The organism is Shinella curvata, assembly GCF_022899935.1.
In the GTDB taxonomy this organism is placed as follows: Bacteria; Pseudomonadota; Alphaproteobacteria; order Rhizobiales; family Rhizobiaceae; genus Shinella; species Shinella curvata.
The window spans coordinates 327518-349054 of the sequence record NZ_JALJCJ010000002.1 but is presented as its reverse complement, the minus strand read 5'-3'; the positions used below and the strand labels follow the sequence as shown (position 1 = coordinate 349054).

23 protein-coding genes are annotated in these 21537 nt (G+C 63.6%); 19 read left to right on the top strand and 4 right to left on the bottom strand.

Going from position 1 to position 21537, the window contains the following annotated elements; genetic code table 11:
• The first annotated feature begins 170 nt into the window (after window positions 1-170).
• The 5 genes from MUU55_RS07685 to tldD all read left to right on the top strand — a co-directional run bounded on the left by MUU55_RS07685 (window position 171) and on the right by tldD (window position 3803).
• Complete coding sequence (locus MUU55_RS07685; RefSeq protein WP_244760189.1) at window positions 171-806, top strand: TetR/AcrR family transcriptional regulator; 636 nt, start codon at window positions 171-173, stop codon at window positions 804-806.
• Window positions 803-1339: a GFA family protein gene (locus MUU55_RS07680; RefSeq protein WP_244760188.1), complete on the top strand. Its 537-nt coding sequence runs from the start codon at window positions 803-805 to the stop codon at window positions 1337-1339. Before MUU55_RS07685 ends, MUU55_RS07680 begins: the two co-directional genes overlap by 4 nt.
• Entirely contained in the window at window positions 1332-1631 is a 300-nt protein-coding gene (locus MUU55_RS07675; RefSeq protein WP_244760187.1) for a DUF6958 family protein, read from the top strand. The genes MUU55_RS07680 and MUU55_RS07675 overlap by 8 nt, the downstream gene beginning before the upstream one ends.
• 146 nt (window positions 1632-1777) lie before the next feature.
• Window positions 1778-2308, top strand: a complete 531-nt coding sequence (locus tag MUU55_RS07670) for an invasion associated locus B family protein (protein WP_425314156.1) — start codon at window positions 1778-1780, stop codon at window positions 2306-2308.
• Between the two features lie 79 nt (window positions 2309-2387).
• Window positions 2388-3803 (top strand): metalloprotease TldD, encoded by a 1416-nt coding sequence (gene tldD, locus MUU55_RS07665; protein WP_244760186.1) that lies wholly within the window; start codon window positions 2388-2390, stop codon window positions 3801-3803.
• Here the strand turns inward: tldD and MUU55_RS07660 are convergent.
• Complete coding sequence (locus MUU55_RS07660; protein WP_244760185.1) at window positions 3800-4705, bottom strand: LysR substrate-binding domain-containing protein; 906 nt, start codon at window positions 4703-4705, stop codon at window positions 3800-3802. The genes tldD and MUU55_RS07660 overlap by 4 nt on opposite strands.
• A 103-nt stretch (window positions 4706-4808) precedes the next feature.
• On the opposite strand from MUU55_RS07660, the gene MUU55_RS07655 reads away from it, so the two are divergent.
• Together MUU55_RS07655 and MUU55_RS07650 are read left to right on the top strand one after the other, a co-directional pair.
• On the top strand, window positions 4809-5042 hold the full coding sequence (locus MUU55_RS07655) for a hypothetical protein (RefSeq protein WP_244760184.1): 234 nt from the start codon (window positions 4809-4811) through the stop codon (window positions 5040-5042).
• A gap of 114 nt (window positions 5043-5156) precedes the next feature.
• On the top strand, window positions 5157-6212 hold the full coding sequence (locus MUU55_RS07650; RefSeq protein WP_244760183.1) for a polysaccharide deacetylase family protein: 1056 nt from the start codon (window positions 5157-5159) through the stop codon (window positions 6210-6212).
• Between the two features lie 8 nt (window positions 6213-6220).
• Here the strand turns inward: MUU55_RS07650 and pdxH are convergent, their stop codons facing one another.
• Complete coding sequence (pdxH, locus tag MUU55_RS07645; protein WP_244760182.1) at window positions 6221-6841, bottom strand: pyridoxamine 5'-phosphate oxidase; 621 nt, start codon at window positions 6839-6841, stop codon at window positions 6221-6223.
• Between the two features lie 115 nt (window positions 6842-6956).
• On the opposite strand from pdxH, the gene MUU55_RS07640 reads away from it, so the two are divergent.
• The 4 genes from MUU55_RS07640 to MUU55_RS07625 all read left to right on the top strand — a co-directional run bounded on the left by MUU55_RS07640 (window position 6957) and on the right by MUU55_RS07625 (window position 10102).
• A complete protein-coding gene (locus MUU55_RS07640) occupies window positions 6957-7337 on the top strand; it encodes an RT0821/Lpp0805 family surface protein (RefSeq protein WP_244760181.1) in 381 nt (126 codons plus the stop codon).
• An 88-nt stretch (window positions 7338-7425) separates the two neighbouring features.
• Window positions 7426-8496, top strand: coding sequence for a DnaJ C-terminal domain-containing protein (locus MUU55_RS07635; protein WP_244760180.1), 1071 nt, complete (start codon window positions 7426-7428; stop codon window positions 8494-8496).
• Window positions 8497-8685: 189 nt separating this feature from the next.
• Window positions 8686-9504 (top strand): enoyl-ACP reductase FabI, encoded by an 819-nt coding sequence (gene fabI / locus MUU55_RS07630; protein ID WP_244760179.1) that lies wholly within the window; start codon window positions 8686-8688, stop codon window positions 9502-9504.
• A gap of 16 nt (window positions 9505-9520) precedes the next feature.
• Window positions 9521-10102: a histidine phosphatase family protein gene (locus MUU55_RS07625; RefSeq protein ID WP_244760178.1), complete on the top strand. Its 582-nt coding sequence runs from the start codon at window positions 9521-9523 to the stop codon at window positions 10100-10102.
• 24 nt (window positions 10103-10126) lie between these two features.
• On the opposite strand, the gene MUU55_RS07620 is transcribed toward MUU55_RS07625, so the two are convergent.
• Window positions 10127-10387 carry a DUF1344 domain-containing protein gene (locus tag MUU55_RS07620; RefSeq protein ID WP_244760177.1) on the bottom strand — a complete coding sequence of 87 codons (261 nt, stop codon included), beginning with the start codon at window positions 10385-10387 and terminating at the stop codon, window positions 10127-10129.
• 297 nt (window positions 10388-10684) lie between these two features.
• Here MUU55_RS07620 and MUU55_RS07615 point away from each other — a divergent pair, with 297 nt between their 5' ends.
• The 5 genes from MUU55_RS07615 to MUU55_RS07595 all read left to right on the top strand — a co-directional run bounded on the left by MUU55_RS07615 (window position 10685) and on the right by MUU55_RS07595 (window position 18175).
• Window positions 10685-14239 carry a bifunctional diguanylate cyclase/phosphodiesterase gene (locus tag MUU55_RS07615; RefSeq protein ID WP_244760176.1) on the top strand — a complete coding sequence of 1185 codons (3555 nt, stop codon included), beginning with the start codon at window positions 10685-10687 and terminating at the stop codon, window positions 14237-14239.
• 83 nt (window positions 14240-14322) lie between these two features.
• The gene (gene aroC, locus MUU55_RS07610) at window positions 14323-15420 is read left to right on the top strand and encodes a chorismate synthase (protein WP_244760175.1); all 1098 of its coding nucleotides are present in this window, start codon (window positions 14323-14325) and stop codon (window positions 15418-15420) included.
• A 26-nt stretch (window positions 15421-15446) separates the two neighbouring features.
• Window positions 15447-16547 (top strand): 3,4-dihydroxy-2-butanone-4-phosphate synthase, encoded by a 1101-nt coding sequence (gene ribB, locus MUU55_RS07605; protein ID WP_244760174.1) that lies wholly within the window; start codon window positions 15447-15449, stop codon window positions 16545-16547.
• Between the two features lie 91 nt (window positions 16548-16638).
• Window positions 16639-17598, top strand: coding sequence for a hypothetical protein (locus MUU55_RS07600; protein ID WP_244760173.1), 960 nt, complete (start codon window positions 16639-16641; stop codon window positions 17596-17598).
• 94 nt (window positions 17599-17692) lie between these two features.
• Window positions 17693-18175: a hypothetical protein gene (locus MUU55_RS07595; protein WP_244760172.1), complete on the top strand. Its 483-nt coding sequence runs from the start codon at window positions 17693-17695 to the stop codon at window positions 18173-18175.
• A 91-nt stretch (window positions 18176-18266) separates the two neighbouring features.
• On the opposite strand, the gene MUU55_RS07590 is transcribed toward MUU55_RS07595, so the two are convergent.
• On the bottom strand, window positions 18267-19466 hold the full coding sequence (locus MUU55_RS07590) for a winged helix-turn-helix domain-containing protein (RefSeq protein WP_244760171.1): 1200 nt from the start codon (window positions 19464-19466) through the stop codon (window positions 18267-18269).
• Window positions 19467-19658: 192 nt separating this feature from the next.
• On the opposite strand from MUU55_RS07590, the gene MUU55_RS07585 reads away from it, so the two are divergent.
• Genes MUU55_RS07585 through MUU55_RS07575 form a run of 3 tightly spaced genes read left to right on the top strand, consistent with a single transcriptional unit; the run spans window position 19659 to window position 21537 of the window.
• A complete protein-coding gene (locus MUU55_RS07585; protein WP_244760893.1) occupies window positions 19659-20339 on the top strand; it encodes an energy-coupling factor ABC transporter ATP-binding protein in 681 nt (226 codons plus the stop codon).
• Entirely contained in the window at window positions 20333-20938 is a 606-nt protein-coding gene (locus tag MUU55_RS07580) for an energy-coupling factor transporter transmembrane component T family protein (RefSeq protein ID WP_244760170.1), read from the top strand. Before MUU55_RS07585 ends, MUU55_RS07580 begins: the two co-directional genes overlap by 7 nt.
• 35 nt (window positions 20939-20973) lie before the next feature.
• Complete coding sequence (locus MUU55_RS07575) at window positions 20974-21537, top strand: biotin transporter BioY (RefSeq protein ID WP_244760169.1); 564 nt, start codon at window positions 20974-20976, stop codon at window positions 21535-21537.

The following is a 21537-nucleotide window of genomic DNA, read 5'->3' as shown; positions in this document are numbered from 1 at the left end:
CGCTGGCCAAACCACATTTTGGCGCGCGATCTGTCCAATCGTGTCGGCACCCCTCCCCTCGCTGCACCACCAATACCGCAACCGCCCTTTTTAAAAGGCTGCCGACACCAGTCTCCTGGCCGAAATTTGCTTCGCTTGACACATACCGACCGTATGGTGTGTTTTTTTACATGCCCAGACCGACCAAACACGCGCCAGAACGGGGCAATGCCCGCACCCGGCTTCTCGAAGCCGCCCGCGACCTTATTCGCGCCAAGGGCTTCGCCGGCACCAGCGTCGATGATCTCTGCAAGGCGGCGAATGTCACGAAGGGGGCCTTCTTCCACCACTTTTCCAGCAAGGAGGCGCTCGGCGTCGCCGCGGCGGATTTCTGGGCGGAGACGACCAGCGCCTTCTTCGAGGCTGCGCCCTATCACGGGCCAACCAATCCGCTCGACCGCGTGCTCGCCTATGTCGCGTTCCGCAAGGCGATCATTGCTGGCGAGATCGCCGAATTCACCTGCCTCGTCGGCACGCTGGCGCAGGAGGTCTATGCCAGCGCGCCCGACATTCGCGATGCCTGCGCGCGCAGCATGTTCGGCCATGCAGCGACGCTTGAGGCAGATATCGAGGCTGCCCGGCAGGCACGCGGCATCGATGCCGACTGGACGGCCGAGAGCCTTGCGCGCCACACGCAGACCGTCATCCAGGGCGCCTTCGTGCTCGCCAAGGCCGCTAACGACCCGGCGATGGCCCGCGAAAGCCTCGACCATCTCGATCGATACATCCGGCACCTGTTTCACTTAACCAGGGAGCATGCAGCATGACGAAGACCACGATCATCGGATGCCGATGCGGCAAAACGCATTTCGAGGTGACGGGCGAACCGATCCTCGTTTCGGAATGCCTGTGCAACAGCTGCCGGGCGGCTGCCGCCCGTCTCGAACGCCTGCCCGGCGCAAGGCCCATGCTGACGCCCTACCAGGCGACACCGAGTGCGGAATACCGCAAGGATCGCATCAGGATCCTGTCCGGTGCGGAAAACCTCCGGGAATTTCGCCTTACCGTCGATGCCGGCTCGCGCCGCATCGTCGCGACCTGCTGCAACACGCCGGCTTTCCTCGAGATGAAGGGCGCACACTGGCTGAGCGTCTATCTGCATCTCTGGCCCGTCGAGACCCGGCCGAAGCCGGAACTGCGCACCATGGTCGGCGACCTCAAGGACGCCTCCGCCCTTCCCGCCGACATTCTCAACCTGAAGACCCATCACCTGGCGTTCTACGCCAAGCTGTTGAAAGCCTGGATCGCGATGGGTTTCCGCACCCCCAAGATCGATGTGAGAGGAGTAATCGATGCCTAGCGAAAAGATATCCATCGAAAACGTGCTTCGACCCGGCAAGACCTATCGCGCCGACCGCGCGAAATACGAGGCGATGCGGGCGGCCCTTCTGACCATCCTGCCGGGGGACGCTCCCGGCTTGACCGTACCCGCCGCGCGCGACGCGCTTCTGCCGCATCTCTCGGAAGAGCTGTTTCCCGGCGGCGACAAGGCTGGCTGGTGGCTGAAGGCCGTGCAACTCGACCTCGAAGCGAAGGGCGTCATCCGGCGGGCGCCGAACAGTCCCGTGCGGCTCTACCGACCCGCAGCCTGAGACGCGTTAACCGCGCCTTATTATAAAGTGCAGCCCCGAGCGTCCAATTTCCGCCTTCAATCAATCGGAAAGGAGCGCTCGGGGCTTTTCATTTCTCCGCCGTCCCTTCAAAGATACCCCGACTGATTCGAGATTCCGAGGTTTTCATGGGTTTTGCTTCCCTTTCCCGGCTGTCCCGGGCGGCATTCGGCCTTGCCGTCTTCTCGCTCGGCACCATGGCGCTTCCGTCGCTTGCAGCGGCCCAGCAGCCCGGCACCGTGAAATCGAACCATGGCGCCTGGTCCATCGTCTGCGACCAGCCGGCCGGCGCCTCGGGCGAACAATGCGCGCTGATGCAGAACGTGCTGGCCGAAGACCGTCCGGAACTCGGCCTCTCCGTCGTCGTGCTGAAGACCGCCGACCGCAAGGCCAAGATTCTGCGTGTGCTCGCACCGCTCGGCGTGCTGCTGCCCAATGGGCTCGGCCTCAATGTCGACGGCAAGGATATCGGCCGCGCCTATTTCGTGCGCTGCTTCGCCGATGGCTGCTATGCCGAAGTCGTGCTCGAGGACGAGCTTTTGAAGACCTTCCGCTCTGGCGCGACGGCCACCTTCATCGTCTTCCAGTCGCCGGAAGAAGGCATCGGCATCCCCGTCGACCTCAAGGGTTTCGGCGAAGGCTACGACGCGCTGCCGTAAGCCTGGCGCCCGGCGGGCTTGCCGCCCGCCGCCGGGGGACCTACATGAGCCCGGTCTTTCAATGCTCGCGGAGCCTGCCATGAACACCGACCTCCTCTCCCTTTTCGATGCCGACGAGGCATCCGTGCAGGCGGTGCTTCGGGAAACCTTGAAGAGCGCTGACGACGGCGAGCTGTTTCTCGAACATGCGCAGGCGGAATCGCTGTCCTTCGACAATGGCCGCCTCAAGGGCGGCAGCTTCAACACCGACCAGGGTTTTGGCCTGCGGACCGTCGCGGGTGAAGCCGTCGGCTATGCGCATTCCGGCGAGATGACGCTGTCTGCACTGAAGCGCGCGGCCGATTCGGCCGGCGCCGTGACGCGCGGCTATTCCGGCACCTATGCCGCAGCCCCCCAGGGCACCAACCGCCAGCTCTACAGCCCGGACAATCCGATCGGTTCGCCGACCTTTGAAGCCAAAGTGGCGCTCTTGACCGAGATCGACGCCTATCTGCGCGCCAAGGACCCGAAGGTGCGGCAGGTCACGGCGTCGGTTGCAGCCAGCTGGCAGGTCGTCAACATCCTGCGCGCCGATGGCCACCGCGTCACCGATATCAGGCCGATGACCCGCATCAACATTTCCGTCGTCGTCGGCCAGGGCGACCGGCAGGAGACCGGCAGCTACGGCATTGGCGGACGCACGACCTTCGATGCCTTCCTCACCGAGGAAAGCTGGCATGCCGGCGCCGACGAGGCGCTGCGTCAGGCGCTTGTAAACCTCGAAGCGATCGAAGCGCCGGCGGGCACGATGGATATCGTGCTCTCCAACGGCTGGCCGGGCGTCATGCTGCACGAGGCCGTCGGCCACGGTCTCGAAGGCGATTTCAACCGCAAGAAGACCTCGGCCTTTGCCGGGCTGATGGGCGAGCAGGTGGCGGCCAAGGGCGTCACCGTCGTCGATGACGGCACGATCGACAACCGCCGCGGCTCGATCACCGTCGATGACGAAGGCACGCCCTCGGCCTATAATGTGCTGATCGAGGACGGCAAACTGGTCGGCTATATGCAGGACCGGCAGAATGCCCGGCTGATGGGCATGAAGGCGACCGGCAATGGCCGCCGCCAGGGCTATGCCTACCGCCCGATGCCGCGCATGACCAACACCTACATGCTCTCGGGCGACAAGACGCCGGACGAGATCATCGCCTCCGTCAAGAACGGCATCTACGCCGTCTCCTTCGGTGGCGGGCAGGTGGATATCACCTCCGGCAAATTCGTCTTCGGCTGCACGGAAGCCTATCTCATCGAGAACGGCAAGGTGACGGCCCCCGTCAAGGGCGCCATGCTGATCGGCAACGGCCCGGACGCCATGCGCCGCGTCTCGATGGTCGGCAACGACACCAAGCTCGACACCGGCATCGGCAATTGCGGCAAGGCCGGCCAATGGGTGCCGGTCGGCGTCGGCCAGCCGCATCTGCGCATGGACCAGATCACGGTTGGTGGCACCAAAACCTAAGGGCCGCCCCCTGCGCGCGCATCGAGACGCTTCAAAAGCCACAGCCTGAAAGCCTGCGCTTCCGGCGAAAGGCGTTTGAAGCTGCGCGCCACCAGCCAATAGGCGCCGTGGCGGATCGAGAGATCGAAGGGCTGGACGAGGCGACCGGCGGCGATGTCCTCGGCGGCCAGGAAACGATCGACCAGCGCGACGCCGTGGCCGCGCAGCACCGCCTGCAGCACCAGATTTCCCTCAGCGAAGATTTGAGCGCGGCCGAGCGGCACTGCCGGCAGGCCGGCGGCGGTGAACCAGCGCTCCCAGACGCTGCGGGTTTCCTCGTGCAGCAGGGTATGCGCCAGAAGATCGGCGGGCGTTTCAAGCGGCGGGCTGTTCGCCAGCAGGCCGGGTGCGATGACCGCCACCATGTCCACGTCCGTCAGGTGATCGACCTCCGTGCGCGGCCAGGCTTTGGCGTCCATGCCGTGGCGAATGGCGATCTCCGCCTCGTGGGTGCGGAATTCGATGAGCCGCATGTCGGAATCGACCGCCACATCCACCTCGGGATAACAGGCGCGGAAATCATCGAGATGCGAGACGAGCCAACCGGCGGCAAAGGACGGTTCGGCGCTGATTTCCAGCAGACCGCCGCCGCGCCGGCCACGGATTTCCGACAGGCTCGCATCCATCGCGTCGAAGCTGCGCGAGAGCACGCCAAGCAGCGCATGGCCTGACGACGTGAGGCGAACGGACCGGTGGCGTCGTTCGAAGAGCGGCTTGCCAAGCTCGGCCTCTAGCTCCTTCACCTGCCGGCTGACGGCAGCTTGCGAGACCGCAAGCTCGTCGGCCGCCAGCGTGAAGCTGCCAAGCCGCCCCGCCACCTCGAAACTCCGCAATGCCGTCAAAGGCAACCGTCCGCGCTTCATCGCATAACCTCAAGTCATCTGAAATCGACGATAAACTCGTTTGAGCGAAAGAGGCAAGCAGGCGGACAATAAGGACAGTTCAAGTTTGCCTGGAGGAGATGACATGTTCATCCCGATCATCACCATCTTTTCGGACGTCGTCCGCCTGTTCACGTTCCAGCCGCCGCGGGTCGAGGGAAGCATCCCGTTCCGACGCCCCTGCCCCGAGGCGGAACACGATCTCCCGCCTGCCGAACGCCCCGCAACGGTTCTCGCCTCCGCTGCGGCGCGGCGGCCGGAACTACAACACAAGACGGCGGCGAGATCGCAGCTTCTTCCACAGGCCGAAAGGTGCTGACACGCCGAGAAACCGTTCCTTCGGGCGAGAATGCGATGCGGATCGGCCGCGTTAACGCCTCGGATACCATGCACACCTCATAAAGGCGGCTGGTTCAACCATCAGGAGGCGGGAATGCCGATCCGTAGCGTCATGCGACAGGGGCTGAAGCGCGCCGTCATCACCGGCGGGCTCGAAGTCGCGCATCTGGCGGAGCGTGCCGGCCTCATGGCGTCGGCGCGCGGCATGGGCGCGATCTTCACGCTGCACCATGTGCGGCCGAAGATGCCGCAGGTCTTCGACCCGAACGCCCATCTCGAGATCACACCGGAATTCCTCGATGCCGCCATCGGACATCTGACGGAAGAAGGCTATCAGTTCGTGCCGCTCGCCGACATGCCGGCGCGCCTTGCCATCGCGCGGCCGGGCGAACGCTTCGCCGCCTTCACGCTCGACGACGGCTACCGCAACAACGCGGTGCATGCGCAACCGGTCTTCACGCGCCACAAGGTGCCGTTCACCGTGTTCGTCGCCCCCGGCTTTGCCTGCAAGACCCATGGCATCTGGTGGGAAACGCTGACCGAGCTCTTGCGCGTCGCGCCCCATCTCGATTTCGATTTCGGCTCCGGCGCCGTCACCCTGCCGCTCGCCACCCCCTTTCAGAAGCAGGCGGCTTACGAGCGCTTCGCCCAGTTCATTCACACACATGCCGAGGAAAGCGCGGCCATTGAGAGGCTTGACGCCTCCGCCCGCGCCCATGGCGTCGATCCGCTGATGATCACGGAACGGCTGGTCATGCGCGAGCCGGAATTGAAGAGCCTCGTGCTCAACCCTTTCGCGACCATCGGCGCGCATACGGTGAGCCACCGGGCATTGGCCCGGCTGTCGGACGCCGAAGCCCGCCGCGAAATGGACGAATCCGCCGAGCGCATCGCCGCAATCACCGGCCGCCGCCCGGATACCTTCGCCTATCCCTATGGCAATCGTGCCGCCGTCTCGCCGCGCGAGCACCAGCTTGCCAAGGATCTCGGCTTCCGCGTGGCCGTTCTCACGGATCCCGGTACGCTCTCAGCCCGCTCCTTTGACACGCCAGCGGCACTGCCCCGCATTTCGCTGAACGGACTGTATCAGAAGCCGAAATATGTCGGGGCGCTCGCCTCCGGCATCCCCTTCCGGCTGATGCGGCACTAACCTCCCCCTCAGGGATACATCCTGACTTTCGTCCAGCCCCTGGCGTCGTCCGCGTGGCGGAATTCCACGCGGTCGTGCAGGCGGAAGGGGCGGTCGTGCCAGAATTCGATCGAAACGGGTTTCAGGCGGAAGCCGGACCAGTGCGGCGGACGGGGAATTTCGCCGATGGCGTAACGGGCGGTGTATTCGGCGACGGCCTTTTCCAGCGCGAAGCGGCTTTCGAGCGGCCGCGACTGCTTCGAAGCCCAGGCGCCTATGCGGCTGCCGCGCGGCCGCGAGGCATAATACTCGTCGGCCTCGGCATCGCTGACCACCTCGATCTCGCCGCGGATGCGGATCTGGCGGCGCAGCGATTTCCAGTGGAAGCACATCGCGGCCTTGCCGGCGGAGAGGATTTCCTGGCCCTTGCGGCTCTCGAAATTCGTGTAGAAGACGAAGCCCCGCTCATCGAACCCCTTCAGGAGAACCATGCGCACATTGGGCAGGCCCGTCTCGTCGACCGTGGCGAGCGACAGCGCATTGGCGTCGTTCGGCTCGCTCTTGCCGGCGTCTGCGAGCCAGCTTCCGAACAGGGCATAGGGTTCGTTTTCCTCGGTGAAGTCACCGCTTGTTAACGCATTTTCGCTCATATTCGATTCAATGCCGATCTATTGACTGCATGAGGCAGATGGAGTGGACGTCATAGCAAAATCGCGGCCGGAGACAAAGCCATACTGGGCGCGTTGCATCGCGATCGCTGGGGTAATGACCGCGGCTGCGTTCCTGTCCGGCTGCATGAACGACCTTGATCTTTTCGCCGACAGCAAGGTCGACAACACCATCCGCACGAGCGCCGCTGCGAACGGCAACGGCGAACGCCTCTCCGATGAGGTGACCGTGCGCAACGCCGTCTCTTCCGCCGATCTCGCCCAGGCCGCAGGCAACCCGATTCCGTGGGCGAATTCCGCCTCGGGCAGTGCCGGCGTCATCAGCGCGATTGCCGAAAACCGTGACGAGGCCGGCCGCACCTGCCGCGATTTCGTGACGACGAAACACTCCTACCAGGGCATCGCCAACTATTCCGGGCGCACCTGCCTTGGAAATTCCGGCGAATGGCTCCTGCTGTCCTTCGACCTTCAGGGCTGATCTTAGCAATCCGTAAACCCTAACGCGTAACCGGCGGTTAGAACGTCGCCCGCTACCATGAGCGGTAAAACGAAAACGGGTGGTAGTTATGCGTGATCCCTATTCGGTTCTCGGCGTGAAGCGGAATGCCGGCCAGGACGAAATCAAGGCAGCGTGGCGTTCGGTGGCCAAAGCCGTGCATCCCGACCAGAATCACGACGACCCCAACGCGACCGTGCGCTTCACCGAGGCCGGCCGCGCCTATGATCTGTTGCGCGATCCCGACAAGCGCTCCCGCTACGACCGCCAGCAGCGCGAGGCCGAGCTTCGCCGCATGGAGCAGATGCGCCAGCAGCAGGCCGACCGCAAGGCGCGGGCTGAAGCCCCCCGCCAGCAGGACGGTCCGCGCGTCTCCGGCGAGGCCGCCGAAGACATGATCGCCCGCATCTTCGGCGTCGATTCCCGCGGCCAGCCCGCCGAGGCAAAGCCGCGCCCGCAGCCGCAACCCCAGGCGCAGGCGCAGGCCGGTGCAGCCGCCCCCACCCAGGAGGCCCGCAAGACAGCCGAAGACCCGGCGGCCGAGCAAGCGCCGATGCCCGCCCGCGGCACTGCGCCGGGTGCGGCCATCATCTCCGCCATCATCCGCCGTATCCGCGGCACGCGCGCCACGGTTGAAAAGGCGCCGGATCTCGTCGCCGACGTTACCGTCAGCGTGGAGGACATCCTCAACCGTGTGCGTCCGACCATCGAAACGCCGGAGGGGCAGACCATCCGCGTGCCGGTCGGCGCGGGCACGACCGATGGACAGGTGATCCGCCTCAAGGAGGCTGGCCATCGCATCGAGAACCTCAGGCGCGGCGATGCCGTCGTGACCGTGCGCGTGGCGCCCGGCCGCTTCCGAGTCGATGGCTTCGACCTCAGGGTCGATCTGCCGGTGACGATCGAGAATGCCGTTCTCGGCTGCGATATGACCATCGAGGGTCCGGCCGGTCCGCTTACGGTCACGGTCCCGGCCTGGTCCGGTTCCGACCAGACGATCCGCATTCCCGACGAAGGCCTCGTCAAGGAGAACGGCGAGCGTGGCGATCTCATCGCCGAAATCCGCCTGCTCCTGTGGGAAAAGCCGGATGCCAAGATGATCGACCTCATGCGGTCATTGCGCGAAGGCCTCTACCTTTAATCGATTTACGAAGTTTCAGTGAAAGATGCACCCATTGTTACGGATGCTAACAGTTCCTGAACTGGCACGCGCTTGAACCGCATTGCCGCCTATGCCATAGGCAATTTCGACTTATTTCAGGCAACTCCAAGAACGCAAAGCCTTTTTGCGTCTTTGCGGGGGTTGCTCTAGATTTCAAAGGGGCAAACCATGGTTCAGGCATCTGGTCTGATGAAGGGCAAGCGTGGCGTCATCATGGGCGTCGCCAACAACCGTTCCATCGCCTGGGGCATCGCCAAGGCCATCCACGCACAGGGCGGCGAGATCGCCCTCACCTATCAGGGCGATGCGCTGAAGAAGCGCGTCGAGCCGCTGGCCGCCGAAATCGGCGCCGTGCTGGCCGGCGATTGCGACGTCTCCGACGAAGCGTCGATCGATGCCGTCTTCGACAACATCGAAAGGACCTGGGGCAAGATCGACTTCCTCGTGCACGCCATCGGCTTTTCCGACAAGGACGAACTGACGGGCCGCTACGTCGACACGACGCCGGGCAACTTCGCCAAGACGATGCAGATCTCGGTCTATTCCTTCACCTCGGTCGCCCGTCGCGCAGAAAAGCTGATGACCGACGGCGGGTCCATGCTGACGCTGACCTATTACGGCGCTGAGAAGGTCATGCCGAACTATAACGTCATGGGCGTTGCAAAGGCCGCGCTGGAGGCGAGCGTCAAGTATCTCGCCGTCGACCTCGGCCCGAAGAACATCCGCGTCAACGCCATTTCAGCCGGCCCGATCAAGACGCTGGCCGCCTCCGGCATCGGCGACTTCCGCTACATCCTCAAGTGGAACGAATACAATGCGCCGCTGCGCCGCACCGTCACCATCGAGGAAGTGGGCGATGTCGGCCTCTACATGCTGTCGGACCTGTCGCGCTCGGTGACCGGCGAGACGCATCACGCCGACAGCGGCTACCATGTGGTCGGCATGAAGGCTGTGGACGCGCCCGACATCTCCGTCATCAAGGACTGACCCGGAGCCCCGCATCTTGCTCATCTACATGATCCGCCACGGCCAGACCGCGTGGAATGCTGAGGGCAGGCTACAGGGACAGAAGGACATTCCGCTCAATGATACCGGCCGCGCGCAAGCGGCCGGCAACGGTCGCGCCCTCAAGGCGCTTCTCGGCGAGACCGTTTCGGATTTCGATTTCGTGGCAAGCCCGCTCGGGCGCACGCGCGAGACGATGGAAATCCTGCGCCGTGCCATGGATCTTCCTCCCCTTGCCTACCGCACCGACAAGCGCCTCGTCGAAGTCTCCTTTGGCGACTGGGAAGGTCACACGCTCGATGAGCTGGAGGCGATGACGCCGGACCGGGTGGGCGAGCGCCGACGCTCGAAGTGGAATTTCATTCCGCCGGGCGAGACGGCCGAAAGTTACGAAATCCTCTGCTGGCGCATCGGCTCGTTTCTCGCCGAGATCGACCGGCCGACCGTCTGCGTCAGCCACGGCGGCGTTTTCCGCGCGGCATTCCGGCTCAACGGCATGGCAGAGGAAGAAGCGGCCAACACGCCCATCTTCCAGGACCGTGTGCTCAGGCTGGACGGAACGGGCATGCGCTGGCTCTGAGGACAGACCCGCATCAGCGGCCTGTTACTGGATGATCTCGAGATCGTTGATGACGCGCTTGCCGTCGATTTCGGTGTAGAACACCAGCACCTTCACACCCGGCTCCAGACCTTCGAAGTTGAACTCCTCCGGTGCCTGGTACTTCTTGCCGTCGTCGAGCGACAGGGAGAGGTTGCCGGTATCGACGCCGGTGATCGTGGCCTCCACATCGGCGCTTTCGGCCGATGCGACGAGCGGCGAAAGGAAAACGGCCATAGCCATCAAAGCTGCGATCAACAACCGCATCGTACGAACCCCTGGAAATGAATCAGTCTTTTTGCTGGTCACGTCAGATGCCCCCCAAATATGGCAAAATTCGCCCTTGTCGCGCACAATGCCGCAATGGATGGCTGGAAAGCCCCCCTGAATCAAGGCGGGCTGTCATGTCATCCCCTGAATTGTCAGACAATTGGCTCCCGTCTCTTGCCCCAAAGTGGGAAAAACACGCACGCGAACCGGCGGAAATACAAGTATTTCAGTTGCTTATAAATTCAATTTTAAGGACCGCACCCGTACCGTTTCGGGATAATCGGGGATTGTTTGTTGCCTTTGCGTGCCGCTCTTCGCCATCATCTGGCGTCCATCGCAGAATGGGCCCGGCCTTCGCTCGTGCCGGCGGCGATCGCGGGCGTCGTCATCCTGGCGGCAGGCGTCTTCTATGAGCGGCAGAACGAACGCATCTACCACGCCGAACTTCAGGCCCATGTTGCAGGCGACCTGGCATTGATCGGGGCACGGCTGCAGAGCGAGGTCAACAGCAATGTCTCGGCCCTGCGCAGCGTCGCCAACATGTTCGCCGTAGCGCCGCAGCAGGCCTCGCTCCAGTTCAACGTCTTCGCCCGCAAACTGCTCCTGCAGAACAGCCATTTCCGCCGTGTTGGCGTTGCCCCGGGCGGCGTCATCTCCCAGGCTTTCCCGCTCGACGGCAACCAGCGATATCTCGGAACCGACTTCAACCGCTTCCCCTCCTTCCGCCGGGCCGCCCAGACGGATCGTTCGCGCGGGCGCCCCCTGATGTTCGGTCCGGTCGAATTCGCCAAGGGCGGACGCGGCTTCCACCTCTTCATGCCCGTTTTCACGACGGTCGATGCCCGGCCCTATTTCTGGGGCTATATCGACGGACTGGTCGATGCGCGCAAACTTTTTTCCGATGCCGGCCTCCTCGGTGCCGATACGCGCGCTCACGGAGACATGGCCCAGCACGCGACGGACATCGATCTGGCCATCCGCGATGTCAGTGTACCCGACAACATCATCGACCCGTTCTTCGGCGATGCCGAAATCTTCGAGAACGATCCGGTCGTGCAGGTTCTCGATTTTCCCGGCGGGCGCTGGGAGCTTGCGGCGGTTCCCAAAAAGGGCTGGCAGCATCCGCCGGAAAACCTGCAGCAGATCCGGATGTCCATCCTCGCCGCAGCCCTCGTCGTCATCGTGCCCATCCTCCTGACGGGCAGCCTCGTCAGCGAGCGCCAGCGCAACATCGCGCGTCTGAGGGCGCGCGAGCGGCAGGTGCAGTCTCTCTCGCAGCGCCTCGACATCGCGCTCGATGCGTCGAAAATCGGCATCTGGGAATTCGACTTCGCGAGCGGCGCACGCAATTGGGATGCGCAAATGCACCGGCTGCATGGCTTCCCTGAAGGCGAAACCCCGCACGACGTGGAATGGCGCGCCGCCCTTCACCCCGATGACATCGAAAGCGCCAAGGCCGCGATGGACCTCATCCGCGCCGGCGGCAACGACTACAAGTCGCAGTACCGCATCCGCATGCCTGACGGCAGCTGGCGCCACATCCGCAATGTCGGCTCGCGCCTCATCGGTCCGAACGGCGAGGAAAAGCTCACCGGCATCAGCTGGGACGTCACCGAGGACGTTCTGCTCAACGAGGCGCTGAAGACCGCCAAGGAGCATGCGGAGGTCCAGAACACCGAGCTTGCCAAGCTCACGCGACGTCTCGACCTCGCGCTCGACGCCTATCAGTGCGGCCTCTGGGAAGCCGACCTCGAAGACGGGCTGACGCTGTGGGACGACCGCATGCACCAGCTTTACGGTGTGAAGAACACCGGCACGCGCATCGCCCATGAGACCTGGATCAACGCCATCCATCCCGACGATCGCGAGGACGCCCAGCGCAAGGCCGACACGACCATCGAGGACAACGTGCCCTACATGCGCACCTCGCGGGTCGTCCACCCTGATGGCACGATCCGCCATGTCCAATCTGTCGGCAAGCTGCATGTCGAGCAGGACGGCCGACGCAAGCTGGTGGGCCTCGCCTTCGACGTGACGGAGGACGTGCTGGTCAACGCCCGCCTCAAGGACGCGAAGGAGCGCTCGGATCTGCAGAACACCGAGCTGGAACAGACCACCCGTCGCCTTGATCTTGCGCTCGATTCCTATCAGTGCGGCCTCTGGGAGGCCGATCTCGACCTCAACAGGACCTTCTGGGATCCGCGCATGCACCAGCTCTACGGGCTGACCTTCACCAACGGTCTGGTGACGCGCGACGACTGGCTTTCAGCCATTCACCCGTATGATCGGGACGGAATCATCGAGAATGTCGGCCGCTGCATCGACCTGGAACTGCCCTATGTGCACGAAGCCCGCGTGATACTGTCGAGTGGGGAAATCCGTCACGTGCGCTCCGTCGGCAAGATCCATCACGGGCACGGCGGCACCCGCAGGCTCGTCGGCCTCGCCTTCGACGTGACCGAGGATGTCATTCTCAAGCAGAACCTGAAGGCTGCCAAGGAACAGGCGGACGCAAAGAACGTCGAACTGGAACAGGCGAAGGACCGCATCGAGCATAACGCCCTGCACGACCCGCTGACGGGGCTTGGCAACCGGCGCATGCTGGACGACGAGCTGACCGGCATTGCCGAACTCAGCGAGACGATGGAGGTGCGTGTAGCCATCCTCCATATCGACCTCGACCGCTTCAAGCAGATCAACGACACACTGGGGCATGCGGCCGGCGATGCGTTGCTCGTGCACGCGTCTGAAGTGCTGCGCGCCTCCACCCGCAAGGGCGATATCGTCGCGCGCATCGGCGGCGACGAGTTCGTGGTGGTCGTCACCAATACCACCGACCAGGCCTATCTCAGCACCCTGGCGCGCCGCATCATCACGCTGATGCAGCAGCCGGTGGAGTATGAGGGGCATCTTTGCCGCTTCGGCGTCAGCATCGGCGTCGCGCTGGCCGAGGGGCATTCGGTCAATACGGCAAAGCTGCTCGTCAATGCCGATATCGCGCTCTACCGGGCGAAAGCCATGGGCCGCAACCGCCACGAATTCTTCACCGAGATGCTGCAGGCCGAGATCATCTCGAACAAGCGCATCGCCGACGACATTCTAGCTGGCATCGAGAACAACGAATTCGTGCCCTACTACCAGCCGCAGATCGACGCCGGCACGCTGAAGCTCGCCGGTGCCGAGGCGCTGATCCGCTGGAACCATCCGCGCGACGGCCTGCTGACGCCCGACCGCTTCCTCAAGATCGCCGAGGACCTCAACGTCATGGCGACGCTGGACCGGATCGTGCTGGAAAAGGCGCTCATCGACTGCGCCCGCTGGGCCGCCCGCGGCCTGATCATGCCGAAGATTTCCGTCAACGTCTCGGCGCGCCGCCTGCGCGACGAAAGCCTGATCGACAGCCTGACCGGTCTGTCCATCCAGCCCGGCCAGATTTCCTTCGAACTGGTGGAATCGATCTTCCTCGACGAGAGCGACGACATTGTTCTCTCCAATCTCGAACGCATCAAGGCGCTCGGCATCGATATCGAAATCGACGATTTCGGCACGGGCCACACCTCGATCGTCAGCCTGCTGAAGCTGAAGCCCAAGCGCCTGAAGATCGACCGCCAGCTCGTCGCCCCCATCCTCAATTCGCACAACGAACAGGCGCTGGTGCGTTCGATCATCGAGATCGGCCGCTCTCTCAATATCGAGATCGTCGCCGAAGGCGTCGAGACCATGGATCACGCCGAAATGCTCGGCCTGCTCGGCTGCGACCTCCTGCAAGGCTACGCCTTCGCCAAGCCGCTGTCGCGCGAGGATTTTCTGGCCTTCGGCAGCGAGATGCGCTGGAAGCTCGCTTCCTGACCGGACTTGACGCGAAACCCTTGTCCCGCCCCCGCCTTTTCCACTAAGGAGGGGGCGAAGGTTTATCGGGTCCGGGTCCGCTCATGTCGCACAATAGTTTCGGTCATCTTTTCCGCGTCACCACCTGGGGCGAAAGCCATGGGATCGCGCTCGGCTGCGTGGTGGATGGCTGCCCGCCCGGCATCCGCTTCACGCTTGCCGAAATTCAGGCCTGGCTCGACAAGCGCAAGCCCGGCCAGTCGCGCTTCGTGACGCAGCGCCGCGAAGACGATCTGGTGAAAGTGCTGTCCGGCGTGATGCTGGACGACGACGGCGAGACGATGATCACGACGGGCACGCCCGTCTCGATGATGATCGAGAACACCGACCAGCGCTCCAAGGATTACGGCGAGATCGCCAAGCGCTACCGCCCCGGCCATGCTGACTATACCTATGACACCAAATACGGCATCCGCGACTATCGCGGCGGCGGGCGTTCGTCAGCCCGCGAGACCGCGGCGCGTGTCGCCGCCGGCGGGCTTGCCCGCAAGGTCGTGCCGGGGCTTTCCGTGCGCGCCGCCCTCGTGCAGATCGGCAAACACAAGATCGACCGCCGCAACTGGGACTGGAACGAGGTCAACAACAACCCGTTCTTCGCCCCCGATCCGGCCATCGTTCCCGTCTGGGAAGAGTATCTCGACGGCATCCGCAAGGCCGGCTCCTCGATCGGCGCCGTCGTGGAAGTGATCGCCGAAGGCGTTCCCGCCGGTATCGGCGCACCGATCTACGGCAAGCTCGACCAGGACATCGCCTCGCTCCTCATGTCGATCAACGCCGTGAAGGGCGTGGAGATCGGCGAAGGTTTTGCCTCGGCCGAACTCACCGGCGAGGAAAACGCCGACGAGATGCGCATGGGCAACGACGGCAACCCGATCTTCCTGTCCAACCATGCCGGCGGTATTCTCGGTGGCATTTCCACCGGCCAGCCGGTCGTCGCGCGTTTTGCCATCAAGCCGACCTCATCGATCCTGACCGAGCGCCGCTCGATCGATGCCGACGGCAACAATGTCGATGTGCGCACCAAGGGCCGCCATGACCCGTGCGTCGGCATCCGTGCCGTGCCGATCGGCGAGGCCATGGTCGCCTGCGCCGTTGCCGACCACTATCTTCGCGACCGCGGCCAGACTGGCCGTTTGAAATAATTGGCCGCCTGAAAGAGGATTTTGCCATGAGCTACGATCAGAAGCGTGTCGTCGATGCCATCCGTGCCTTCGAGGCTGGCGAAATCGTCGTCGTGATGGATGACGACGGCCGCGAAAACGAGGGCGACCTCATCGTCGCCGCCGTGCATTGCACGCCGGAAAAGATGGCCTTCATCGTGCGCCACACCTCCGGCATCGTCTGCACGCCTATGCCACGCGAGGAGGCCAAGCGCCTCAATCTCAACGCCATGGTGGCGGAAAACGATTCGGCCCACACCACCGCCTTCACCGTCTCGGTCGATTTCAAGCACGGCACGACGACGGGCATTTCCGCCGACGACCGCACGCTGACGGTGCGCAACCTCGCCAATCCGAATGTCGGCGCTACGGATTTCGTGCGCCCCGGCCATATCTTCCCGCTCGTGTCGCGCGAAGGCGGCGTCCTGATGCGCTCAGGCCATACCGAAGCCGCCGTCGACCTCTGCAGGCTCGCCAGCCTGCCGCCGATCGGCGTGATCAGCGAACTTGTCAACGACGACGGCACCGTGATGCGCGGCCCGCAGGTCGCGGCCTTCGCAGAAAAGAACGGCCTGAAGCAGGTCTCCGTCGCCGATCTCATCGCCTACCGCCAGCGCAAGGAAACCCTGATCGAGCAGGTCGGCAGTTTCGACATCGAGACGCCCTACGGCAGGGCCAAGGCTCTGACCTACACCCTGCCCTGGGACCCGATGCAGCACCTCGCCGTCGTCTTCGGCGATATCCGGGATGGCGTCGACATTCCGGTGCGCCTGCATCTCGAAAATGTCGGCGACGACGTTTTTGGGGCGGGCCGCCAGATCGATGCGATCATGAAGCGCATTTCCGAACAGGGCCGCGGCGTCATCGTCTATCTGCGCGAAGGCTCCGTCGGCGTCGGCCAGTCCTCGACGGCCCGCAAGGGCAAACATGACCGCGAAGGCCATGACGAGGCGCAGGCGCGCGAAAGCGAATGGCTGGAAATCGGTCTTGGCGCACAGATCCTGAAGGATCTCGGCATTACTTCGATCCGCCTGATGGCCTCGCGCGAGCGCCACTATGTCGGCCTCGAGGGGTTTGGCATCCAGATCAGCGCGACGGATCTCTGCTAGGTCCCAGGCCGTCTTCGAATATCCTGCGATCCCGAAACGTTTGCCCTTGGCGCGACGGTTCGGATCGCGGAATTTTCGGGGACATCAGGGCATGTGGGATTTCAGCATCGGCAAGACTATCGGCATTCTGCTGAAGACCATGCCCTTCATCATCACGCGGATGGTGATCTATTTCGTCATCACGCTCGCCTTTATCCTGGCTGCAGGCACCGGCGCCGGCATCGGCTATGGCGTCGGTTCGCTTTCCGACAGCCCGGAATCCTTCGCCGTCTGGGGTGGCTTCTTCGGCATGGGGCTGGTCGGGACCGCCGTCTACTGGGCGCGCGAATGGCTGCTCTATATGGTCAAGGCTGCCCATATCGCCGTCATGGTCAAGCTGATCGACGGCGAGCCGCTGCCGGATGGCAAGGGCCAGGTTGCCTATGGCCGTGAGGTCGTCACCGCCCGTTTCGGCGAGGCGAATGTGCTCTTCGCGCTCGACCAGCTCATCAAGGGCGTGATTGCCGCCATCACGGGTCTCATCGGCGGCATCGCGGCGTTTCTCCCCATTCCCGGCCTCGACGGCATCGTGCGCTTCGCCAACACCGTCATCCGCCTCTCGCTCACTTATGTCGACGAGATCATCCTCGGCTACAACATCCGCACCGGCAGCGACAATGCGTGGGAAAGCTCGCGCCACGGCCTCGTGCTCTATGCGCAGAACGGCCTTAAGATGGTGAAGAACGCCGTCTGGCTCTCCGTCTTCCTCTGGATCCTCTCCATCGTCGTCTTCCTGCTGGCGCTGGCACCGGCCGCGGCCGTGGTCTACCTCTTCCCCGGCGATCTCACCGCCCTCACCTTCATCGTCGCCATCGTCTTCGCCTGGGCCTTCAAGGCCGCCGTACTCGAACCCTTCGCCATCGCCGCCCTGATGGCCGTCTATTTCGACACGATCCGCGGCCAGGTGCCGGACCCCGACTGGGACGCCAAGCTGACGGGTGCCTCGGAGAAGTTCCGCGCACTGACGGAGCAGGCAAAGGGCGCGTTTGGCGGGCGGCCGGTGACGGCTTGAAACCAAGCGAGACACAGAAAATTTTACCGAATCCGTTACCGGAAGCTGTGTAATTCGCCTTTATGTTCCTTCGCACTCATCGAGGGAACGTTCATTGATCGTATTGGAAGAAGGCACTTGGAGCGTTTTGTCTTGCGGCTCCCGAATGGTGATGATTCCGCTTTTCAAACTGACTGGCTTTATACTTTTGGGGATACTTTTTGCCTTCCTGCATTGGCTAAGGAACTGGATACGAGGAAAAGAGCAGCCCAATTACCGTTGGATTAAAAGCCCGCTTGCGATTGTTCTTGGAACAAGCCTGTTTATCGGCATCGGGTGGGCGATTGCGGCATCGCCAAGCATCACACGTTTTGCAACGGATGGGTCGATCCTCATCGAGACCGGATGCCAGATGACAGAAACATACTCCAAAAGAATCCCGCTCGCTGAAGCCAATATCACCTATCGGCACACAAAAAGCCGACGCGGCAAAAACACGTATTCTCTTATCGTAAATAACAAGGAACACACGGTAACTCTGGATCTGACCCGTCAGCAGGACTATTCCGCGCTGGCACGATTGCGCCGGAACCGATGATCAAATTTGCGAAGACACTTCGCGAGCAACGTCGAGACGTCCCTCCTCCGCTCCAGCAACTGCTCAAACGACAGGACACGTAAGCCTGGCGCTAAGCGTCATCTCCGCGCCATCCATCCAGATACCGCACGCTGTCCACCCCGGTAAACTTCGCAAGCCGCGCCAGTTCCGCCTCCAGCTTCTCCAGCCGTCCCGCCGAGGCGCGGACCTTCGGCTCCCACCAGAGGCGCTTGACGTCGAGCGTGCCGGCCTTGCGGTCGGCCTTCATGTCGATGCGGCCGACGAGGCGGTCGCCTTCGAGCAACGGGAAGACGTAGTAGCCGTATTGGCGCTTCGGCTCCGGCACGAAGACTTCGATGCGGTAGTAATAGCCGAAGAGGCGTTCGGTGCGGTTGCGGTCGCGGATCAGGGGATCGAAGGGCGAGAGGACACGCAGGCGGGCGGGCGGCTCGGGAATATCGCCGAGATTGTCCGGGAAGCCATCGAAGGCATAGGCGATGCGCGGCTTGCCGCCATCGGCCGTCTCGATCGAGACGGCGCGCAGTTCGTCGCGGTTCGCGTCCACCCAGGCTTTCGCCTCTTCCGGCGAGATCAGCGCCCAGAAGGCGGCGATTTCGCCATGGGTGGCAAAACCCAGCCGGGTCAGCGCGCTGCGGCAGGCCCAGTCGACGAAGGCCTCGTGCTCGACTGCGGGCTCGTGATGGTGCGGCGGCACCACGCGTTCGGTGAGGTCATAGACCTTCTGGAAGTTCTCGCGCCGGGAGATTGAGAGTTTGCCGGTGTGCCAGAGGAATTCCAGCGCCGTCTTGTTCGGATGCCAGTTCCACCAGCCGCCGGACTTGTGATCGTCCGTCTTCAGTTCACGCGACAACACGGCGCCGCCGGACGCGATGCGCTCATAGGTCTCGTCGAACGCCTTGTCGAAGCCCTCCCCCTGCCATTTGCTCCAGCGCTCGAGGATCGACGCCTCCTTGCGGCGGAAACGGTGTTTCCAATAGCGGAAGAAGGTGCTCGGAATGATCGAGGCGTCGTGCGTCCAGTGTTCGAAGAGATCGCCGTCCTTCTCCAGAAGCTCCGTCAGATGCTCGCGCCGGTAGGTCTGGTTGCGCGAGAAGAGGATCTGGTGATGCGCGCGCTCGACGGTGGCGATGCTGTCCACCTGCACGAAGCCGATATCGTGGATGAGCTGCAGGAGCCCATCCTTGCCGAGCTGCCTGCCGGGTGGCGCGCTGAGCCCCTGGCGGGCGAGGAAGATGCGTCGGGCTTCGGCATTCGAAAGAAGAATCGTCATACAGGATGATAGGCATATATTCTTGGTTTGTTCCACCCGTTTTCCGTCAAGCCGATAGCGGCCCGGAATGACGCCTCAACATTTCCTGCGAATTGTTCAACATTGTTGCGGAAGGCCGTCGCAAAAACCCTTCGCACCTATCGATAAATTGCTTATAGGTCCTGCACCCATCCGCGAACCGGGACCGTGCTCTTGGACATCGTCTTCTCCGCTGCCACAGTGGCCTATGGCAGCCGCACGGCGCTCCAGCCGCTGGATTTGCAGCTCTCGGAGCAGCGCATCGGCGTCGTCGGCCTCAACGGTTCCGGCAAGACGACCATGGCGCGGCTGATCAACGGGCTCGTCAAGCCGACAGCCGGCACCGTCACGGTCGGCGGGCTCGACACGGTCGGGGACGAGCAGGCCGCGCGCGGCAAGACGGGTTTCATCTTCCAGAACCCGCAGCACCAGATGATCCTGCCGATCCTGGCCGAAGACATTGCCTTCGGCCTGAAGAACCGCGGCCTCGGCAAGGTCGAGATCGCCGAGCGCACCGAGGCCGTGCTCGACCGGTTTGGCATCTCACATCTCGCCCGCCGTCGTGTACATGAGCTTTCCGGCGGCGAAACGCAGCTTGGCGCCATTGCCAGCGTGCTCGTCACCGGCCCGGAACTCCTGATCCTCGACGAGCCCACCAACCAGCTCGACCTGAAGAACCGCGCGCTGATCGAGCGCACCATTGCCGGCCTGCCGGAGCAGGTGCTGGTGATCACCCACGACCTTGATCTCATCGAGCAATTCGATCGCGTACTGGTGTTCCATGAGGGCCGGCTGGCGGCAGACGATCGACCGGCGGAGGCAATCCGCGCCTACCGGGAGATCGCGGCATGCTGAACGGGCTCGATATCGAGGGCAATTCGCCGCTGCACCGCATGCCGGTGCGCGGCAAGCTGATCGTGCTGTTTGCGGCAGCCATCTTGCTGTTCCTGCTTTCCGATCTGCGCCTGCTCGTGCCGGCGCTCGGCCTTTCCGTTGCGCTCTATCTTTCGACGGGCATCGGTGTTGCCGAGGCCGCGCGGCGCACCCGTTTCGTGCTGTTCACCGTGCTGCTCGTCGCGGCGGCAAATACCGTCTTCCAGTCGCCGCACGAGGGCGCCGTCGTCTTCTGCCGGCTCTCCACATTGGTGCTGCTGGCCGCCGCCGTGACGGCGACGACGGGCATTTCCGCCTTCATGGACGAGATCACCCGGCTGATCACGCCGCTGGAGCGATTCGGTTTCGTGCGGGCGGCGGATGTCAGTCTCGCGGTCGGCCTCGTCATCCGCTTCGTGCCGGAGATTTTCGCGCGCTACGGCGAGATATCGGCCGCACACAAGGCGCGCGGCCTGCCGGTGCGGCCGCTCACCACGCTCGTGCCGCTCATCATCCTGACGCTGAAGGACGCGGATACGATCGCCATGGCGATTGACGCGCGCGGCTTTCGGCGTCAGTAAACATTCGACCCAGTTTTGTCCGACAGGAACCCGAGATGAAAACCAGAGATATCGTCCTCATCGCCCTCTTCGCTGCGATCATCGTGGTACTGGGCCTGCTGCCGCCGATCACGCTCGGCTTCATTCCGGTGCCGATCACCGCGCAGTCGCTCGGCGTCATGCTGGCCGGCTGCATCCTCGGCGCCAGGCGCGGTGCCGCCGCCGTGCTGCTCGTGCTGCTGCTCGTCGCCATCGGCCTGCCGGTGCTTTCGGGCGGCCGTGGCGGCCTCGCGGTCTTCGCCGGCCCGACGGCGGGTTATCTCGTCGGCTGGGTCTTCGGCGCCTTCGTCTGCGGCCTGATCGCCGAACGCCTCGTGCGCGAAGAGCAGCCGGAACTCTCGCAGCTCCTCTCCTTTCTCGCGGCCGCCGTCATCGGCGGCATCGGCGTCGTTTACCTCTTCGGCATGCCCTGGCTTGCCTATATGAGCGGCAAGGCGTTCTTCGAGACGGCAGCCGCCTCGCTGGTCTTCCTGCCGGGCGATCTCATCAAGGCCTTCGTCGCGATGCTGGCCGGCCGCGCGGTGCTCGCCGGCTATCCGCTCCTGCCGCAGCGCGCCTGA

Excerpts from the sequence above, each read along its gene's own strand:
- MUU55_RS07685 (WP_244760189.1), top strand. The coding sequence starts at position 171 with ATGCCCAGACCGACCAAACACGCGCCAGAACGGGGCAATGCCCGCACC.
- MUU55_RS07680 (WP_244760188.1), top strand. The coding sequence starts at position 803 with ATGACGAAGACCACGATCATCGGATGCCGATGCGGCAAAACGCATTTC.
- MUU55_RS07675 (WP_244760187.1), top strand. The coding sequence starts at position 1,332 with ATGCCTAGCGAAAAGATATCCATCGAAAACGTGCTTCGACCCGGCAAG.
- MUU55_RS07670 (WP_425314156.1), top strand. The coding sequence starts at position 1,778 with ATGGGTTTTGCTTCCCTTTCCCGGCTGTCCCGGGCGGCATTCGGCCTT.
- tldD (WP_244760186.1), top strand. The coding sequence starts at position 2,388 with ATGAACACCGACCTCCTCTCCCTTTTCGATGCCGACGAGGCATCCGTG.
- MUU55_RS07660 (WP_244760185.1), bottom strand. The coding sequence starts at position 4,705 with ATGAAGCGCGGACGGTTGCCTTTGACGGCATTGCGGAGTTTCGAGGTG.
- MUU55_RS07655 (WP_244760184.1), top strand. The coding sequence starts at position 4,809 with ATGTTCATCCCGATCATCACCATCTTTTCGGACGTCGTCCGCCTGTTC.
- MUU55_RS07650 (WP_244760183.1), top strand. The coding sequence starts at position 5,157 with ATGCCGATCCGTAGCGTCATGCGACAGGGGCTGAAGCGCGCCGTCATC.
- pdxH (WP_244760182.1), bottom strand. The coding sequence starts at position 6,841 with ATGAGCGAAAATGCGTTAACAAGCGGTGACTTCACCGAGGAAAACGAA.
- MUU55_RS07640 (WP_244760181.1), top strand. The coding sequence starts at position 6,957 with ATGACCGCGGCTGCGTTCCTGTCCGGCTGCATGAACGACCTTGATCTT.
- MUU55_RS07635 (WP_244760180.1), top strand. The coding sequence starts at position 7,426 with ATGCGTGATCCCTATTCGGTTCTCGGCGTGAAGCGGAATGCCGGCCAG.
- fabI (WP_244760179.1), top strand. The coding sequence starts at position 8,686 with ATGGTTCAGGCATCTGGTCTGATGAAGGGCAAGCGTGGCGTCATCATG.
- MUU55_RS07620 (WP_244760177.1), bottom strand. The coding sequence starts at position 10,387 with ATGCGGTTGTTGATCGCAGCTTTGATGGCTATGGCCGTTTTCCTTTCG.
- aroC (WP_244760175.1), top strand. The coding sequence starts at position 14,323 with ATGTCGCACAATAGTTTCGGTCATCTTTTCCGCGTCACCACCTGGGGC.
- ribB (WP_244760174.1), top strand. The coding sequence starts at position 15,447 with ATGAGCTACGATCAGAAGCGTGTCGTCGATGCCATCCGTGCCTTCGAG.
- MUU55_RS07600 (WP_244760173.1), top strand. The coding sequence starts at position 16,639 with ATGTGGGATTTCAGCATCGGCAAGACTATCGGCATTCTGCTGAAGACC.
- MUU55_RS07590 (WP_244760171.1), bottom strand. The coding sequence starts at position 19,466 with ATGACGATTCTTCTTTCGAATGCCGAAGCCCGACGCATCTTCCTCGCC.
- MUU55_RS07580 (WP_244760170.1), top strand. The coding sequence starts at position 20,333 with ATGCTGAACGGGCTCGATATCGAGGGCAATTCGCCGCTGCACCGCATG.
- MUU55_RS07575 (WP_244760169.1), top strand. The coding sequence starts at position 20,974 with ATGAAAACCAGAGATATCGTCCTCATCGCCCTCTTCGCTGCGATCATC.